Origin of the sequence: Dechloromonas denitrificans (assembly GCF_001551835.1) — a bacterium.
Classification (GTDB): domain Bacteria; phylum Pseudomonadota; class Gammaproteobacteria; order Burkholderiales; family Rhodocyclaceae; genus Azonexus; species Azonexus denitrificans.
The window spans coordinates 96,336-114,600 of the sequence record NZ_LODL01000013.1 but is presented as its reverse complement, the minus strand read 5'-3'; the positions used below and the strand labels follow the sequence as shown (position 1 = coordinate 114,600).

General features: G+C 50.0%; 14 protein-coding genes. 8 read left to right on the top strand and 6 right to left on the bottom strand.

Translation table 11 applies throughout. From position 1 onward, the window contains the following. Nucleotides 1–16: 16 nt before the first annotated feature. Complete coding sequence (locus tag AT959_RS06810) at nucleotides 17–1,261, top strand: pyridoxal-dependent decarboxylase, exosortase A system-associated (protein ID WP_066882329.1); 1,245 nt, start codon at nucleotides 17–19, stop codon at nucleotides 1,259–1,261. Here the strand turns inward: AT959_RS06810 and AT959_RS06805 are convergent. Then, nucleotides 1,258–2,568, bottom strand: coding sequence for a GNAT family N-acetyltransferase (locus AT959_RS06805; protein ID WP_066881974.1), 1,311 nt, complete (start codon nucleotides 2,566–2,568; stop codon nucleotides 1,258–1,260). The two genes, AT959_RS06810 and AT959_RS06805, sit on opposite strands and share 4 nt — an antisense overlap. Nucleotides 2,569–3,023: 455 nt before the next feature. Here AT959_RS06805 and AT959_RS06800 point away from each other — a divergent pair, with 455 nt between their 5' ends. The 7 genes from AT959_RS06800 to AT959_RS06770 are packed head-to-tail and all read left to right on the top strand — an operon-like array spanning nucleotide 3,024 to nucleotide 13,694. After that, nucleotides 3,024–4,406, top strand: a complete 1,383-nt coding sequence (locus tag AT959_RS06800) for a TIGR03013 family XrtA/PEP-CTERM system glycosyltransferase (protein ID WP_066881972.1) — start codon at nucleotides 3,024–3,026, stop codon at nucleotides 4,404–4,406. A 44-nt stretch (nucleotides 4,407–4,450) separates the two neighbouring features. Further along, complete coding sequence (gene prsK, locus AT959_RS06795) at nucleotides 4,451–6,568, top strand: XrtA/PEP-CTERM system histidine kinase PrsK (RefSeq protein WP_066881969.1); 2,118 nt, start codon at nucleotides 4,451–4,453, stop codon at nucleotides 6,566–6,568. Next, a complete protein-coding gene (gene prsR / locus AT959_RS06790; protein WP_066881967.1) occupies nucleotides 6,565–7,923 on the top strand; it encodes a PEP-CTERM-box response regulator transcription factor in 1,359 nt (452 codons plus the stop codon). The genes prsK and prsR overlap by 4 nt, the downstream gene beginning before the upstream one ends. 23 nt (nucleotides 7,924–7,946) lie before the next feature. Continuing rightward, nucleotides 7,947–10,718 (top strand): XrtA/PEP-CTERM system TPR-repeat protein PrsT, encoded by a 2,772-nt coding sequence (gene prsT, locus AT959_RS06785; RefSeq protein ID WP_066881965.1) that lies wholly within the window; start codon nucleotides 7,947–7,949, stop codon nucleotides 10,716–10,718. A gap of 29 nt (nucleotides 10,719–10,747) precedes the next feature. Next, the gene (locus AT959_RS06780; protein ID WP_066881963.1) at nucleotides 10,748–12,028 is read left to right on the top strand and encodes a nucleotide sugar dehydrogenase; all 1,281 of its coding nucleotides are present in this window, start codon (nucleotides 10,748–10,750) and stop codon (nucleotides 12,026–12,028) included. An 11-nt stretch (nucleotides 12,029–12,039) separates the two neighbouring features. Next, the gene (locus AT959_RS20410) at nucleotides 12,040–12,930 is read left to right on the top strand and encodes a transglycosylase SLT domain-containing protein (RefSeq protein ID WP_083518254.1); all 891 of its coding nucleotides are present in this window, start codon (nucleotides 12,040–12,042) and stop codon (nucleotides 12,928–12,930) included. After that, nucleotides 12,930–13,694, top strand: a complete 765-nt coding sequence (locus tag AT959_RS06770; RefSeq protein ID WP_066881959.1) for a S1 family peptidase — start codon at nucleotides 12,930–12,932, stop codon at nucleotides 13,692–13,694. The genes AT959_RS20410 and AT959_RS06770 overlap by 1 nt, the downstream gene beginning before the upstream one ends. Before the next feature lies 1 nt (nucleotide 13,695). Here AT959_RS06770 and AT959_RS20405 read toward each other — a convergent pair whose 3' ends face one another. The 5 genes from AT959_RS20405 to galE form a co-directional block, all read right to left on the bottom strand. Next, complete coding sequence (locus AT959_RS20405; protein ID WP_083518253.1) at nucleotides 13,696–14,835, bottom strand: nucleotidyltransferase domain-containing protein; 1,140 nt, start codon at nucleotides 14,833–14,835, stop codon at nucleotides 13,696–13,698. Beyond that, on the bottom strand, nucleotides 14,804–15,655 hold the full coding sequence (locus AT959_RS06760) for an HprK-related kinase A (RefSeq protein WP_088178951.1): 852 nt from the start codon (nucleotides 15,653–15,655) through the stop codon (nucleotides 14,804–14,806). Before AT959_RS06760 ends, AT959_RS20405 begins: the two co-directional genes overlap by 32 nt. Nucleotides 15,656–15,720: 65 nt before the next feature. Next, nucleotides 15,721–16,011, bottom strand: coding sequence for an HPr-rel-A system PqqD family peptide chaperone (locus AT959_RS06755; protein WP_066881953.1), 291 nt, complete (start codon nucleotides 16,009–16,011; stop codon nucleotides 15,721–15,723). A gap of 35 nt (nucleotides 16,012–16,046) precedes the next feature. Next, the gene (locus tag AT959_RS21055; RefSeq protein ID WP_157651233.1) at nucleotides 16,047–16,757 is read right to left on the bottom strand and encodes a hypothetical protein; all 711 of its coding nucleotides are present in this window, start codon (nucleotides 16,755–16,757) and stop codon (nucleotides 16,047–16,049) included. Nucleotides 16,758–17,097: 340 nt separating this feature from the next. Continuing rightward, complete coding sequence (gene galE / locus AT959_RS06745) at nucleotides 17,098–18,108, bottom strand: UDP-glucose 4-epimerase GalE (protein WP_066881949.1); 1,011 nt, start codon at nucleotides 18,106–18,108, stop codon at nucleotides 17,098–17,100. Nucleotides 18,109–18,265: the final 157 nt, after the last annotated feature.

The window sequence follows — 18,265 nt, the reverse complement described above, 5'->3', positions numbered from 1 at the left end:
CTTGGAACTCCAGAGAATGTCAAACCAAGCCCGCCCGCTGCCCACGCACACCCAGATGGAACAGTTTTCAATTGCGAATGATCAGTTGGTAATAAATGGCATTCCATTAAAACAACTTGCAGCCCGGGTTGGGCAAACACCGTTTTATGCTTATGACCGCCAGCTACTTCGCATGCGTGTTGAACAATTGCGCAAAGCGCTGCCAACATCGATAAAGCTGCATTACGCCATGAAGGCAAACCCTCTGCCAGCGGTGGTGGGTTTCATGGCCGGCTTAGTTGATGGCATTGATGTAGCCTCTGCCGGAGAGTTAAAGATTGCACTGGATGCCGGCGCACCTGTGCAAGAGATCAGCTTTGCCGGCCCGGGAAAACGGCAGACCGAGTTGGAGCAGGCAGTTGCTGCGGGGGTACTGATCAATATCGAGTCTTTCCGGGAAGTGAGGGAACTCGCCTCAATTGCCAAGAAGCTAGCGCTAGCGGCAAGAGTTGCTGTCCGCGTCAATCCAGATTTTGAACTGAAAGGTTCAGGCATGAAAATGGGGGGCGGCCCCAAGCAATTTGGCGTCGACGCAGAATGCATACCGGAATTACTATCGGAAATCAGCAAGGCAAATCTGCAGTTTGAGGGATTTCACCTGTTTGCAGGGTCACAAAACCTGAAGGCCGAATCAATCTGCGAGGCGCAACAAAAATCCTATCAACTCGCGCTAGACCTTGCCAAACACACCCCCTCACCGGTCAAATTTCTCAACTTGGGCGGCGGTTTTGGTATCCCCTACTTTCCTGGCGAGCGTCCGCTTGAGCTGGATGCAATTGGCGACAACCTTGAACAGTTAGCCAGCCGAGCCAAGGCCGAGATGCCGGAAGCTCATATCGTCATCGAACTGGGCCGCTATCTGGTCGGTGAGGCTGGAATTTATGTTACCCAAGTCGTTGACCGCAAGATTTCACGGGGACAGACCTTCCTTGTCGTGGACGGCGGGCTGAACCACCATCTCTCAGCCTCCGGCAACTTCGGCCAGGTCATCCGGAAAAACTATCCGGTTGCGATCGGCAACAAAATGAATGCCGGCAATCGGGAAATAGCCTCCGTCGTTGGCCCGCTGTGCACACCACTCGATCTGTTAGCGGACAAGATGGAACTGTCCGTAGCCCAGCCTGGCGACTACGTGGTAATTTTTCAGTCAGGTGCATATGGCGCCAGCGCCAGCCCACAACGCTTCCTGGGTCACCCTGAGGTTACTGAAGTACTTGTTTAGGCCAGGTAGAGTGTTGCATGCTCGAGATCCTCATGCGTACGCCCTTTTTGTAGCGCATTGACAAATTTCCGCCAGATCAGGTCCGGCTCACCAACACGAAAGCCGTAAAACCCGTTAAAGCCATTTGCATGATCACGGACAGCGAGTGCCTTGATCACTGACACCTCCGACTTCCCAAGGCGTACCGTGGCCGAACTCCAGATATTCAGCGGCAAGTCTTCCTTGGCATATGCCTGGAAACCGTATTCAGATACTTCAATAACCTGAACGGTGAATTCGCACTCCCGACTGCCCGCCTCATCCAGGCGAAGATGCCCGGGACAACGAACAGAGAACCGTTGGTGCTGGCGCGTCAGCACCCCTTCTCCGCTATCCGGTAGCGCAGGCAGAATGTCGCGATAACTCGGCAAGTCATATATCGAGTGAAGCAAGACTCTCTTCCGCTGATCCAGGCTGGCAAAGCCGTGAGTTCGAACATTAAAAAAATAATCAAGCAACTCAGGCGTCAAAACCGGATCGTTCGTAGTGAAATAACGACGATTAGGAAGCATCAGGTTCGGCAAGCAAATTTTGGTGAAATACTGATGCAGGTTTTTACGCGGCGATTTTTTCGCGTAAACCCGCTCCAAAACAGTCGGAGCAAACCGCAGATCAAGTGAAGCCCCAACAGCGGGCGCGCCATTCGCGAAATCATAGTTTTCGACCACATTCGCCACCAACCGCTCAAAAAACAACAAGGATTCATACATCTCAATCCGATTGGGGTTTACCGCAATCAACAAATGGCGTGTATCGAAGTATTGCGTGGCGTACTCATACATGAATTTCATCAGTGGAAATAGAATCGCTCCACCGGTCTTGCGAAACTTTGGGTGAACCGCCAAGGCGGATACCTCTGCAAGGTTTCCTTCGTTTTGTCGGACGCCACTGAGATCAAAAATTTTCTGCAGCGGAAAACCAAAAGCACTCTCGCGAATAAGGGAAATGGTACCCACCACCTCACCGTCCCATTTCGCGCACAGAGTGGTTGTCGATGGCAGGGCGTGGTAAATAGTTACCCTCATCCCAGAAGGTTGGGCTTGCATGAAGCCGCTCTCAACATACGCGTCGTGCAGCAGTCGAAAGCAGGCTTCCAACTCTTCCTTTGTCTGAGCAATTTTTAACTGCAGACGCTCACTCGGCGCGGGGTCGCAATCGACAAAAGAACGGTAAACCGCAAACCTCGCCTCTTTTGGCAATGCAGCAATCATTTTTCGGATGCTTTGATGCACTAACCTGCGTAAGGCTTTGACGGGATTAATAGCCATCAGCGACACCTCGTTGGAGCCAAGTAGTACCTAAGGGCGATGTCAGTGTTATACACCACTCTTCATTTGAGTTGATAGCCAGAGAAGATCACAATGCAAGCGGATCTATCACTTTGGTTGTAGGGCTTTTAATGACTGAACTCAGTACAATGCGCAATCGTCATAGTCAGCTTTGTTCGTCTTTGGGTCGACGACCGCAGATAACTGATATTGCTCAGAATCGCTGTCCGAAACTCCTCAATTTTATGACATTAAGCATTCCAGATGATGAAGCGTTTGAATGTGAAGTCGCCGTGAAATAGTACACAGGCAATATGTGCCATGACTCGTAGAATTATTTCAGACGACTTGCTGGATGGAAGTGGTCATGATCTACGAGAAGGCATTGCCCATTAAGTAGAGGTAAATGATTTTGCAGGGCATTGGCATTTACGGGATGAGTTCGGAGGTAAGCAATGGTCAAAATCTTTAGTCACTGGTTCAGTTGGCGCAGCTTGATACAGATGATCTTTGACCTCTCATTCATTATTGTCGGGATGCTCATTGCCTTCATGTGGATCAGTAGCGGCCTTCCGATCAATCACAGTCACCTCCTACTGTTTGCCGCAATCCTTGGCGTGACTGTGCTAATCGTCAATGGCTGGCTAGGCTTTTATCAGCGGATACACAACCGTACGGTCAGCGAAAGCAGAGCAAGAGCTGTGTTGTCGCTCTATTTAGCCGTACCCCTTGCCTATGCGGTTTTTGCATTGCTTCCAGTAACCGACATTAGTCGGGAATTTGCTCAGCTATCCGCAATGTCTGCGGTATTCGGCATGCTGGTCAATCGCGTCAGTGCCTCCCATAGAAATAGCAGCACACTCGTCAGCCGTCGCATACTGATATTTGGCGCCGGCTCACAAGCACTTTCAGTCAAGCGCGCCCTCGCCAAATCAGATCCGTCCGCCGAAATAATTGGCTTCATTCCCAGCCCGAACGAGGAGGCGCATGTCGTCCCGGAGACACAGATTCTCTCCCGGAGCAAAACCCTGACTGATACCGCGATTGCTCTGAGAGCCAATGAAATTGTGGTGGCACTGAGTGAGCGCCGTGGCGGATCAATGCCACTTCGCGAACTACTCGACTGCAAGCTGCACGGCATACGCGTAATGGATCTGGCCAGCCATTTCGAGCAAACACTAGGGCAAATCCGCCTCGACTCTCTCTATGCTGGCTGGCTTATTTTCGGTGATGGGTTTCGCCAGGGAACCCTACGAACCGTCGTCAAACGTTTATTCGACATTGTTTTTGCTTCGATCCTGATTATTCTCGCAATGCCGGTAATGCTGGCGACAGGCATCCTGATCGTCGCGGAAAATGGATTCCCATTGTTTTATCGCCAAGAGCGGGTTGGTCTGAACGGCCGCTTGTTTAATGTCATCAAGTTTCGCAGCATGCGGCGTGATGCAGAAAAGGATGGCAAACCGATCTGGGCCAAGGCGCAGGATGATCGCGTCACCAAGGTTGGAAAATTCATCCGAAGACTACGCATTGACGAACTTCCTCAACTGTTCAGCGTTCTAAAAGGCGACATGAGCCTCGTTGGCCCTCGCCCAGAACGCCCATTTTTTGTCGACCAATTAACCAAAGAAATTCCTTTTTATGCCGTTCGCCATAGTGTCAAACCGGGAGTCACTGGCTGGGCACAAGTACGCTATCACTATGGTGCCACCGTTGAGGACTCAGCTGAAAAGTTGCAATACGATCTCTACTACGTTAAGAACCACTCTCTTTTCCTTGACATGGTCGTTCTATTCGAAACAGTTGGTGTCGTCTTGACAGGCAAAGGTGCTCACTAAGGCAACGCCGAGACGCGAGAGCGCTCTGGCATAAACACCTCTCAATGGAAAACCAACCGGCATCGCTGATCGCCTGGAGCTTCGGAATTGCAGCAAGTGGCTACCTGCTGTTTGCTGCCTACTTATTTTCACTTGGCACAGAATGGCGCCATAGCGCTCGCCCTCGAGCATTGCTGTTAACGATGCTGATTTCGGCTTGCTGGGCAGGCCTAGGCACCGCCTTTGCGCTTACCGACTCCCCCCTCCTTCTTTTGGCCAACACCCTCGCCGACTTTCTTCGCTACGGAAGTTGGTATGGCTTTTTGATTCTACTTCTCGCGTTTGACAAAAAGTCCGTCGAGAAAACACGACCCACGATAGCGTCGTGGCTTACGCCCGCTTGCTGGGTTGCCGTCATCAGCGGCATTGCATTGCATCTGGCGATAGGTTTTGGCCTGATCTCGATAGAACATTGGGCCAGGACAGTACTTTTCCAAGCATTGTTGATGATACTTCTCGGCCTGATCCTGGTTGAGCAATTGTTCCGCAACGTATCGGAAGACTCTCGATGGAACGTAAAACCGCTCTGCCTTGGTCTTGGCGGTCTTTTCATCTTCGACTTGTATCTTTATTCCGACGCATTGATGTTCAACCGGATTGATGCTGATGCTTTAGCCGTCCGTGGCTTTGTCAATACACTAGTCATTCCACTTTTCATAGCCTCCACACTACGAAGCCGCGACTGGACCTCAAAAATCCGCCTCTCACAAAAAGCCGCCTTTCATTCAGCAACACTGCTAATCGCCGGTCTGTATTTGTTATTCATGTCCGGCATTGGTTACTACGTTCGCTATTTTGGCGGAGACTGGGGCCGGGCACTTCAATTGGGTTTGCTGTTCGCCGGACTGTTAGGCCTAGGTTATTTAGTAGTTTCCGGATCGATGCGCGCCAAATTGCGCGTATTGGTCGGCAAGCACTTTTTCAGCTATCGCTATGATTACAGAGAGGAATGGCTACGCTTCACACAAACGCTATCCACCCAGGACTCGCCGCAAGCCATGGGACAGCAAGTCGTTCGCGGCTTGGCCAACATGGTTGAAAGCCCTGGTGGCGGACTCTGGTTACTCGATTCCGGACGCACCATTTTTTGCCAAGCTGCTCGCTGGAACATTCCTGTTGAAAGCAGCAGAGAAGGCTTCGAGTCTCCTCTAGTCCAATTTCTTTTGACCAGTGGCTGGGTCATCAATCTAGAAGAGTACCGTTGTTTTCCTGGCCGCTACGGTCAGCTCGATATTCCGGCTTGGGTGTCAAACATTCCGAACGCGTGGCTTATTGTTCCGTTAATGGTGGGCACCGAGATCAATGGCTTTGTGATCCTGACAAGTTCTCGAACCCGAATCGACATCAATTGGGAAGTCAACGATTTGCTACGCACGGCCGGCTGTCAAGCAGCGGGCTTCCTCGCCAAGATGCAAGCAACCGAAGCACTGCTGGAATCAAAGAAATTTGATGCGTTCAACAAGATGTCAGCCTTCGTTGTACATGACCTGAAAAATATCGTCACCCAGTTGTCCTTGATGCTGCGTAATGCTGAGCGCCATCGAGACAATCCCGAGTTCCAACAGGATATGCTGATGACGGTGGAGCACTCGGTCGAGCGTATGCGTCAACTTATGATGCAATTAAGAGAAGGGGCAACGCCACCGGGTACTCCATGTGGCGTAAACCTTCCAGATGTCATTGAACGTATACAACGCGGTAAAATCAACCAAGGTCGACTATTGGAAATACGCCTCCATGAGCGGCTAACCACTCGCGGCCACGAAGAGCGCCTCGAAAGGGTCATCGGCCATCTAGTTCAAAATGCGCTGGATGCCACCGATCCGAGTGGTCGGGTTTGGATATCCCTGGAAAAACGAGGAGACCGGGCTGCCATAGAAGTTGGTGATACAGGTCACGGCATGAGTCAGGAGTTCATCCGAAATCGTCTCTTCAAACCATTTCAAAGCACTAAACAATCGGGAATGGGAATTGGTGCCTTTGAAAGTGCGCAGTACATTAAAGAACTAGGTGGGGAAATGCTGGTTGATAGTGAAGAAAACCGTGGGACAAGAATCACAATGATTTTGCCCCTCTTCGATCTGCGAACCGAGTCCGACTTGAAAGAAGGGGATGCTTCGTGAGCACCGAAAAGCGCCGCCCTTTACTTATCGTCGAAGACGACCCGGCCCTTCAAAAACAATTGCGCTGGTCTTTTGATCAATTTGAAACGTTGACCGCAGATGACCGTGAAAGTGCGCTACTGCAGATTCACCGACACAGTCCACCTGTCGTAACCATGGATCTTGGGCTCCCACCTGATGCAGACTCAGTCTCCGAGGGATTTCGTCTACTGGAACAGATCGTATCCACTGCGCCCGAAACTAAAGTAATTGTACTAACCGGACAAAATGACCGGGCCAATGCATTGCGTGCAATAGCCCTCGGTGCCTATGATTTTTTTGCAAAACCATTCGAACCCGAATTACTTACGCTAACGATTGAGCGCGCATTCCGCCTATTTGACCTTCAGCAGGAAAACCGGCGTCTGCAGGAAATGCAACATCCTGCTGCTCTTGCCGGGTTGATTACTCGTGATGCTGAAATGCTGCGTGTGTGCCGTACCATTGAAAAAGTGGCGAACAGCAATGCAACTGTCCTCTTACTAGGCGAAAGTGGGACCGGCAAAGAAGTTCTGGCGCGAGGCTTGCATGATAGTTCGCCACGAAGAAAAGAGCGCTTTGTAGCCATAAATTGCGCAGCCATTCCTGACAATTTGCTTGAAAGCGAACTTTTTGGTTACGAAAAGGGGGCATTTACCGGAGCCGCCAAGACCACGCCAGGGAAAATCGAAACAGCCCATACCGGCACCCTGTTTCTGGATGAAATCGGTGATTTGCCACTCCCCTTGCAATCCAAATTGTTACGATTCCTTCAGGAGCGGGTCATTGAACGTATCGGTGGACGCCAGGAAATTCCTGTCGACGTCCGCATTGTCTGCGCTACCCATCAAGACCTTGACACCCTAATAAAAGAAGGTCGCTTCCGCGAAGATCTCTACTACCGGCTTGCGGAAATAATTATTACTATCCCCCCGCTCCGGCTACGCAAGGGTGACCCTGCATTACTCGCACATGCCTTTGTCAGGCGTTTTGCCGCAGAGCAAAATTGCGGCAACATGGCACTTACTGAAGATGCTGTTCGGGCAATAGAGGCTCATCCATGGCCAGGCAATGTACGAGAGCTTGAAAACTGCATAAAACGTTCAGTTATTATGGCTGATGGCTCCCAAATTACGCGCGAAGACATTGGCCTCAATCAAGCAGCAGAAGACGACAGTGAGTTTATTGACCTACGCCGTGTACGCGATGAGGCAGAAAGACGCGCCATTGTTACAGCGCTTGGGCGAGCTAATGGCAACCTCATGCGAGCATCAGAAATCCTAGGGATCAGCCGCCCTACTCTGTATGACCTGATGCATAGACTAGGCCTGAAATAATCACCTTTAGCGAGACCACGATTATGAGTAAAAGAAACCTTTTTCGGTCTGCAGCAATCTCGACGGTCTTGCTGACAGCCTTAGCTGGCTGTAGTGGCGACAAGCCGGAAACGCTTATTGCATCCGGGCGAGACTATCTTTCCAAGAACGATAGCAAAGCAGCTGCAATCCAATTTAAAAATGCTCTTCAACAAAATCCGAATCTCGGTGAGGCTCGCTTCCTATTGGGTAAAGCCCTGCTTGAAAGCGGCGATGCAGCAGGAGCCGAAGTCGAACTTAGAAAAGCTTTGGAACTCAAGTTCTCGCAAGAAGAAACCGTACCCTTGCTTGCTAGAGCCTTGCTCGGCACCGGGCAAGCAAAAAAAATCACCGATGAATTCTCAAAGCTAGAACTTTCCTCAACGGAACCATCCGCCAACCTAAAGACTACATTGAGCGCAGCTTATCTAGTCCAGGGAAATCGAGAGGCCGCTCTTGCAGCATTGAAGGCTGCATTAACAGCTCAACCAGATTACGCACCAGCGTTGTTGGCAGAAGCCCGGTTAAAAGCTGCGAACAGCGATTACGCAGGCGCTCAAGCCATCGTCGACAGTGTTCTGGCCAAAGCATCCAATAATCACGAGGCGCTTTTTCTCAATGCCTCGCTCGCTACGGTTCAGGGTAATCAGGAAAAATCGCTTGAGCTGTATCGCAAGGCAACGGAAGTCAAAAATGACTTTCTGCCAGCTCACGCCGCGATTATCTCGATACTCATGCAGCAAGGGAAAGTAGATGATGCAAACAAGCAACTTGATGCACTAAAGAAAATAGCTGCGAAACATCCGCAGACTATCTATTTGGACACTCAACTCACCTATCAGCGGAAGGACTACAAAGCCGCTCGTGAGTTGGCTCAACAACTCTTGAGGCTCACCCCGAACAATCCGAATGCTCTACAAATTGCAGGGGCCATCGAATATCAACTTCGCTCCTACATACAAGCTGAGTCATATTTGAACAAGGCACTGCAACAGGCGCCGGACATGCTTCTTGCTCGTCGCCTCCTTGTCTCGAATTACTTGCGGACAGGACAAGCTGCCAAAGCCATGACCACACTCTCGCCGGCACTCGGACGAATCGATAAAGATCCCGCCTTGCTTACACTGGCTGGACAAACATTCCTCCAGAACGGTGACGCCAAGAAGGCAGAAGAGTTTTTTGCCAAAGCAAACCAGCTTGATCCTAGCGACCCAGCGAAGAGAACATCGCTAGCCATTGCCCATATGGCTCTTGGCGACATAAATACCGGTTACACCGAACTGGAAAAAATATCGGCATCAGACAAAGGCATAACTGCGGACCTGGCGTTAATTGCAACCTACTTGCGACGTAATGAACTGGACAAGGCTCTCAAGGCCATCGACAGTTTGGAACGCAAGCAACCTGACAATCCAGCCACCTACAATTTGCGAGCCCGCACGCAATTGGCTAAGAATGATCCCGCTGGAGCGCGCATTAGTTTTGAAAAATCGCTATCAATCAATCCAGCATTCCTTCCTGCAGCGGTCAGTCTTGCAGCAATGGATATGGCGGACAAAAAACCTGATGATGCCCGTAAGCGCTTTGAGAGAGTGCTTGCTACGGATCCCAATAACCTTGGAGCGCTAATCGCTCTGGCTGATCTTAAAAATGCATCAGGGGGCAAACCAGAAGAAGTTGTTGCCCTAATTAACAAGGCGATTGAAACCAATCCGGCAGAACTAGCCCCCCGTTTAGCCTTAATCGAGTTTTATCTGCGCAGCAAGGAAACAAAAAAAGCGCAGACAGCAGCTCAGGATGCGCTGGCAGCGATGCCCGACAAACCCGAGTTGCTTGACGCTGTAGGCCGCACGCAAAGAGCTGCAGGCGATTCCAATCAAGCATTGGTAACCTACGGAAAGCTGGCGGCCCTGCAGCCAGCTTCGCCAGTTGCGTATATGCGCATGGCTGAAATTCACATCGCCAACGCCAACAAGGATGATGCATCAAAAAGTCTGCGCAAGGCTCTTGAAGTCAAGCCAGATCTTCTTGAAGCTCAGCGAGGCCTGATCCTGTTGGCTCTGGACAACAAAAAACCTGAAGATGCCTTAGCGCTAGCGCGAGAAGTGCAAAAGCAGCGCCCCAAGGAGCCGAGCGGTTTCATTCTGGAAGGTGATATTCATGCATCAAACAAGCACTGGCCGGAAGCCATCGCAGCCTATCGTGCAGGAATAAAGCAAGGAGCAGCGCCAGAACTCGCTGTAAAACTTCACTCAGTACTGTTAGCTTCTGGCAACACCATTGAACAAGAAAAATTCTCAAATACTTGGGTAAAAGAGCATCCGAAAGATACTATCTTCCGTTCCCATTTAGGTGATGTAGCGACTGCGAGGAAAGACTACCCAAGCGCAGTTCAGCACTATCGCGCTGTACTTGAGATACAACCCAACAACCCTTTCGTACTGAACAATCTGGCCTGGGTTTCGGGACAAATAAAATCTCCAAAAGCATTGGAGTATGCGGAAAAAGCCAATCAATTGGCCCCCAACCAACCGCCATTCATGGACACCTTGGCGATGCTTCTGGCGGAAAAAGGCGAAACAGCCAAAGCCATCGAAATTCTGCGCAAGGCGTTGGTCATTTCCCCTAATGCGGCTGCGATACAGCTTAATTTAGCAAAGATACTGATCAGTTCAGGACGAAAAGAGGAGGCACGTGCTGAACTAAACGCGCTAGCCAAACTCGGTGAAAAATTCCAAGGGCAAGCTGATGTAGCCCGCCTTCAAAAAGAACTTTAACTATTTCCCTTTATTCCAAGAGCTCAAAGATGAAAACAATCGCTGTCGTTGGACTTGGTTATGTCGGACTCCCGTTAGCAGTCGAATTTGGTAAAAAATTTCGTACTATCGGCATAGATTTATCTGCAGAAAAAATTGCGAGCTATAAACAGCACATTGATCCAACAGGCGAAGTCAGTAACCAAGACCTGAAAGAAGCTACTTTTCTTGAAGTTGGCACTGATGCAACTGCGCTGAAAGAAGCTGACTTTGTCATCGTTGCAGTCCCCACTCCAGTAGACGATGCCCACCAGCCGGATTTCAGCCCCTTGGTCAGCTCCTCCCGTGCAGTGGGCCAAAACCTTAAAGAGGGTGCGATCATTGTTTTCGAATCGACCGTATATCCCGGGGCTACGGAAGAAGTCTGTATTCCTATCATCGAGCAGCACTCTGGCAAGAAATGGAAAAAGGATTTCTTTGTCGGCTACTCGCCTGAGCGGATCAATCCAGGTGACAAGGAACGCACTGTAACCAAGATCGTCAAGGTCGTTTCTGGTGACACACCGGAAACCCTTGCCACCGTTCAGGAGATATACGCCAGCGTAATTACCGCCGGCGTATTTCCGGCATCATCAATCAAAGTAGCCGAAGCAGCAAAAGTGATTGAGAACACTCAACGCGATCTCAATATTGCACTGATGAACGAGTTAGCCATAATATTTGACCGAATTGGCATTGATACTCTTGAGGTCCTGCAAGCGGCTGGAACCAAGTGGAATTTCCTGCCATTCAGACCAGGCCTGGTCGGCGGTCACTGTATTGGCGTTGACCCCTACTACCTTACCCATAAAGCACAAAAATTAGGATATCACCCTGAGGTTATCCTTGCCGGCCGTCGAATTAATGACGGCATGGGAAAATTTGTTGCTGAGCAGACCATCAAGCAACTGGTGCGCAAAGGACACCCCATCAAAAACAGCCCGATCATCATTCTAGGTCTAACCTTTAAAGAAGATTGCCCTGACCTTCGAAACTCCCGTGTCATTGACGTTATCCGGGAACTCGAATCCTACGGTGCTCGCGTTGTAGTTCATGACCCGGTCGCTGACGTAAAAGAGGCACACCATGAGTATGGTGTTGACCTCGTCTCTTGGACTGATCTTCCCAAAGCGGCTGCCATCGTTGCCGCTGTAAATCATAAAGAATTCAAAGAACGTGCTACCGCTGATTTCTTGTCTAAACTAGAGACAGATGGGGTGATCACCGATGTGAAAAGCATGTTTGAATCAGCAGCTTTCAGCGCTGCAGGAATAAGCGTCTGGCGACTCTAGGGGAGCATGACATGACACACCCAAGGTTAATTTACCGTAACTCAAAACCTTGGGTGTTGTTTGCTTTAGTTCTAGGTAGCATCATATTCAAGCCGGCATTCGCAGAAAATCGCAATGCAGAGCTCGCTATCGCGTTAAGGCTTGAAGGGCGCACTTATGAACACGGTGACGGCGTAAAGCGCGATGCCGAAAAAGCCATCCAGTTGTACTGCGAGGCTGCACGCCTTGGCGATGTTGAAGCGCAATACAATCTTGGTTGGATGTACGCCAATGGACGAGGTATTCAGCGGGATGACGCTACTGCTGCCTACTTTTTTAGCATGGCGGCAAAACAAGGGGATCCTCTTTCCCTACGCATGCTCCGCCAAGTGGGCGACCCAGTCTCAAAAGCACCTGAATGCCTTTTTGATAGCGATGGTCATGACATTTTGGCCAAAGCGACTCCTGAACACAAAAAAGTCATGGATCTGGTGCTTAAGCTTGCCCCTGAATATGGGGTCTACCCTAGACTTGCGATGGCAATAATCCGTGCTGAATCAAATTTTAACCCAGTTGCCGTATCACCAAAGAATGCGCAAGGCCTAATGCAACTGATTCCGGAAACAGCTGAACGATTCAACGTCAGAAAGCCGTTCGACCCCGAACAAAATATCCGAGGAGGACTCGCCTACCTGCGTTGGTTATTGGCCTACTTTAAAGGTGATGTGACACTGGTTGCCGCGGCATACAATGCAGGCGAAGGAGCGGTAAACCGATTCGCAGGTATTCCTCCCTATCCAGAAACTCAAGGCTACGTAAAGCGGATTAGAGACATATTCAAACGAGAGGATCACCCCTTTGATCCAAGCGTTACAGGCCCTTCGCCTGAGTTACAAAAAATTGCTTCACGCAGGCTAATGTGATGAGACTGAACTCATCGGCGAAACGGCTTTTTTTTGCATTTGTCTTGATGCAGCCAATACTCGCTACCGCTGAAATTGCTGACTTGATTGAGCACATAAAACCTTCGATCGTTGTTGTTGGCACCTACAAAAAAACCAATAGCCCCCAATTTGTTCTACGTGGCACCGGATTCATCATCGGCAATGGAAACCTGGTAGCCACCAACGCTCATGTTGTACCAGAGAGTACAGACCCTGACTCAGCCGTACTTGCGGTCCAGGTAAAAAATGCCAACGGAGTTTCACAGCTTAGGCAGGCTTATTTGTCGTCTCGCGATCGCGATCATGACTTAGCGATTTTGCGAATCGAGGGTTCCGCCCTCCCCGCTCTCAAACTTAGGAACTCCGACTCAGTTCGCGAAGGACAACTCATCGGTTTTACCGGTTTCCCTATCGGAGGAGCTCTCGGCTTCTCACCGGTTACGCACCGAGGGATGATTTCCTCAATCACCCCGATCGTGCTGCCAGGAGGGAACGCACAGCAACTCAATGAAAAAGTAATCCGTCGCATAAAAAGTGGAACATTTAATATTTTTCAGCTTGATGCTACCGCCTACCCCGGAAATAGTGGCAGTCCAGTCTTTGACATTGAGCATGGTGAAATCATTGGCATCATTAACATGGTCTTCATCAAGAGCACAAAAGAAGCTGTTTTGAGCCAGCCTTCCGGCATAAGCTATGCCATTCCAGCCAATCATCTAAAAAACATGCTGGAATCTCAGTAACTTATTGAGCGTCAATCTTCCTATTTTGAGTATTAAACTCACTCTCTTTTGACGGTGTTTTTATTGCCTTATGCAACAAATGCCAGACCAACAACGGCATTGGCATTTTTATCCAATGCGATCTTATGTACAGTGCTTTCCTTGCCAACCATGCACCTCTGGTATGAGTACTAGCATGATTCGGGCGCAATGCCCTCGTGTAGCAAGCATCCATCAGCCATCTGACAAGCCATGGTGGAGATATTGCCTTCAATTCAGCGACGATGCTCTTGGGGCATGGGGTATTAAAAATACGCATAGAGAACACCAGGGCGTAATACAGAGGGCGGTGCAATCCCAATTCTCTGGCCCTTGGGATAAGCCCAAGCCAAAAACTATGCTCAGCGCCAAAATGACGCAGCATTGAATCCAAATCCGCAAGATCGCGTAAACCGTTGTCAAGCTCCCCCTCGTGGAACAAGTGGGTCGCACTATGCAAAACCATGTCAATAGGTTTGAGAACGAAAACATTGTGAAAGCCTTCTACAGGCAAGGGGTGATCCAGCAACGCTTGCGTATCGACTTGAATGCGAGCGGTTTCCGGCAAAATCGTATGATGAACGTCGATAGTTGTTCCGCGACGAACATGCAACATCGGTGGAATTTCGTGCATCCACTCCCGGTAATACCGCTGGTCATACTCATCATGATGGCTTCCCTGCCAACCATGAATCATCAACGCACTCTCGACATCGACAATCTCGCTCTTCCGAACCAGAATATCCACGTCTGAAAACGTACGCCCTCTTGAAGACGGCAGCCCGGCCAAGACATAGGCAGCCCCCTTCAAAAGAATAATATCCACACCGATTGAGCGTAACGCCTCCGAAATACGAGACACCTCCCAATGAATAGCAGAATTCTGACGCTCAGCCATTTTCAGAGCGGAAAGTAGATGCGCCTTCGGTGACGCAGGGAGCAATGCCATCAAGCCTGAATCTGAAAGCAGAACAGCAAGTTTCCCAAGCAAGTTCGCCCTACGTCCTTGGCGAATTAGCAGATCCCAGCCACTGGGCCCCAGCGACAAAACCGCCCGGGGATCCCGCAAACATTGAACAAGCACGCCTTTGTCACCCCTTGATCTGACTGGCCAGTAAATCATCAAAAACACGCTCGGCATCACTTAAACGACTATAGGTAAATTCAAAGCATTCACAGCTATCAACAAGGTCACCAACTGCCTCAAAGCCCTCACGACCATGGACGTTGTAGTTGAAGGACTGCTCTGCAATCAACATGAATGCCTTACCTTTGTTCAGCGACTCAAGGGAAGCCTCCGCATCAGCCTGATAGCGTGGCAAAACTATCCAGGTTGGTCTGGCCGGAGTCTTAACCTGTTGCACACTTTCCGATGGTGGCCGAAGCAAGGCTACCGTGCCTTTGGTCGTATCAGGCACAGGTAACGTGATTTCTGCCGCCGGCGTATGAGCCTGTATCACCGGGATCGACTGGTTTTTTAAGCTGACCGGGCGCGCCATACCGTAGAGCTGCTTGTTTTTAGAATCATAAAGCGCCAACTCATCGGACAATAATCGCCAGCCACGATTTATCAGCGCGGCACATAAGGTACTTTTCCCAGAACCGGGGGGGGCGGGCATAACCACGGCCATCCCCTGCCGCTCAATAACAGCTGCATGAACTATCAAAAAGCTATGGCTATGGGCAGCCACACACCAGTTGATCCCCCATTCGAGCATCGGAAAGGCCTGATGCACAGGAAGCGGGATGAAAGACGGACGGCCGTCAAAATAAAACCGGGCCAGCGGCCTAACCCATCTCCGAATACCGCGTTCGTAGGAAACTTCGACATGAAAATCTGCAAAAGAATTTGGGGAAAGAACAGGGAAATCCTGGTACATCCGGCCAATGTCTTCAGCCAACTCCGAAATATCGGAACGAACTCGAACCACAAAGGGAGACATGTCTATACACAACTCTCCACACCGGAGAGTCGCAAAAAGAGCATGTTTGGAAAACTCGGAAACCTTCAATTGGCTACTATATCAATCAGGTCAGCACACTGAAGCTGAACAAATGCAGCATCAACAGCGGCGGTAATCATATCCTGATCATCGTCGGAAAAGCGCTGGAACAACGAGAATTTCAGTTCCTGCAAGGTCGCAGGTGCACTTGCCAGAAGTTGGTAGAGTTCGTGAGCGACAATACTGAATAAGTGGGTATTTCCATTGCGAGGATCATAAACAACCGCGAGATCCTCGTCTTCAAAAACACGGAAAATCAAGTCCGTGCTTTGCAAAAAAATTATCGCTTCCGGCATCCGGTTTGGAAAATGATCACTAACTGCACTGACAATTAAGGCCTGACAATCCAGTTGTTGAACAGATAGTCCTTAATCTCCATCGGCCCCCAAGTTACGCTCCCCATATTCGAGGGGGAATAAGAGCCAGTTGCCATTCTTTGAAGGTCCTGAAGCGTCAGGCACTTATCAAGATCATTCGGAGTGCCTAACGGCGCCAGAAGAATATAGTTCAACTGAGCAACGATCGTATATTTCTGAAGATCGCTACCTAGACTCAATACTTCCGTCATTTTCGTGCTGTCAGTCAAACCACTCGGCCGGGCCAAGCCAGATACCGAGGTAAATAGTTTTAATACCGTTACCTTGGTGAAATCAAAATAGGTCCTACCTTGGCTATCAGTAGACGTAGTCGAGCTATCTTTCAATGCAGGAAACTTGCTTTTGAGCTTCGCCCAAGGCTTGCCAAAATTATTTCTCGATTGATTCGACACCCAGTTTGAAATAGTCCAAGTCTCATCAGCGTAAGAATCGTGCCCGTCATTTGTCTTCAGGCTGGTATTCGGATTAATTAGTTCAGACCCCCAAGCCGAGGGCGACTTGCAGTGCCAAGCCAAAACAGGGCGACTTACCAAGGTCACCGCAATAACCGATGCACCTTTCCTGAACAGGCGGCGACGGGATTGAGCACTGTCAATTTTGCTTGGCGAATCCGACACAAGGTCAGCGGCTCCATTGTTTTCTAGTTCGATTTTTTTATCGTCCATGACCCTATCCTCACCTTTCACCCCAACCATTGCTGATTAGACCAAGGATAACAAACATCCAACCGCGTTGTTGTGAGTTACTTCACATAAAGAACACGCGATGCAGCATGTCCCATGTCTCAGTAAAGCAAATTCCAAACCAAGCAACAAAAACCAATCCAACCTATTGATTCAATGAAAAATAAAACCAAAAGTCCAAATAAACGCAGCAAAGCAACCAGGGCACTGTAAATTATTCCGACATGCCTTTTTGAATCACCAAATACAGACTGGCAGCAAAATCGTGTTAGGTGAGAATATCCAACACCACCAACCGCATGCCGCACAGGGCTTCTTGCAATTATTCGTTGTAACCCAGCGGATTCGCTGACTGCCAGCGCCAAACATCCTGACACATCGAGTCAAGGCCATGCATGGCCGACCAGCCCAGTAATTCTTGTGCACAGGAGGGATCGGCATAGCATGCAGCAACGTCACCGGCCCGTCTTGGTGCAATACGATAGGGAACGGGACGCCCGGAAGCTCGTTCAAAAGCCGCAACAACCTCCAGAACGCTATGGCCCTGCCCGGTGCCGAGGTTGATCGGAGTTGCCCCATTCAGCGATGGCAGTGCGTCCAAGGCCGCGAGATGGCCTTTCGCCAGATCTACGACATGGATGTAGTCTCTGACTCCAGTTCCATCTATCGTCGGGTAGTCATCACCAAAAACCCCCAGCTCCTGACGCCGTCCAATCGCAACCTGGGCAACAAAGGGCATCAGATTATTCGGAATGCCCTGCGGGTCCTCTCCGATAAGCCCGCTGACATGAGCGCCGACCGGATTGAAATAGCGCAGAAGAGCAATTTTCCAGCGCAAATCGGCTCGTGCAATGTCACGCAACATATCTTCGATAACCAGCTTCGAGCGTCCATACGGGTTGGTAGCCTGCAACGGAAAATGCTCAAGGATAGGCACCGTGTGCGGATCACCATAGACCGTTGCCGAAGAACTGAAGACCAAATTGAAGACATTGGCTTCAGCCATCGCTTCAAACAGGCGCAGGGAGCCAACGACATTGTTGTCGTAGTAACGCATCGGTTGCTCGACCGACTCGCCCACGGCCTTCAGCCCGGCAAAATGAATCACCGCCGATATCGGGTAATCCCGGAAGACCGCCTTCAATGATTCGCCATCGCGGATATCGCCCTCAAGCACAATGGGGCGCTTACCCGAAATAGTCTCGATCCGCTCAAAGACCTTTGGCGAACTATTCGAGAAATTGTCGAACACCACCAGTTCGTGTCCGCTGGCCAGCAATTCAACCACGGTATGAGAGCCAATATAGCCAGCCCCGCCTGTCACCAAAATCATTTGTTAGCCCTCGTTACCGACTTCCCTGAAGCGGCATCACTGATAAAGACGAAGGTCCGATTTTGCCTGAGACAGCAGCCCCAGCCAACATTTAATGCCAAATAGAAACCCGGCAAAATTTGGCAAAATGGCGCCGCAGCGCAAAAACTGAGTCAAG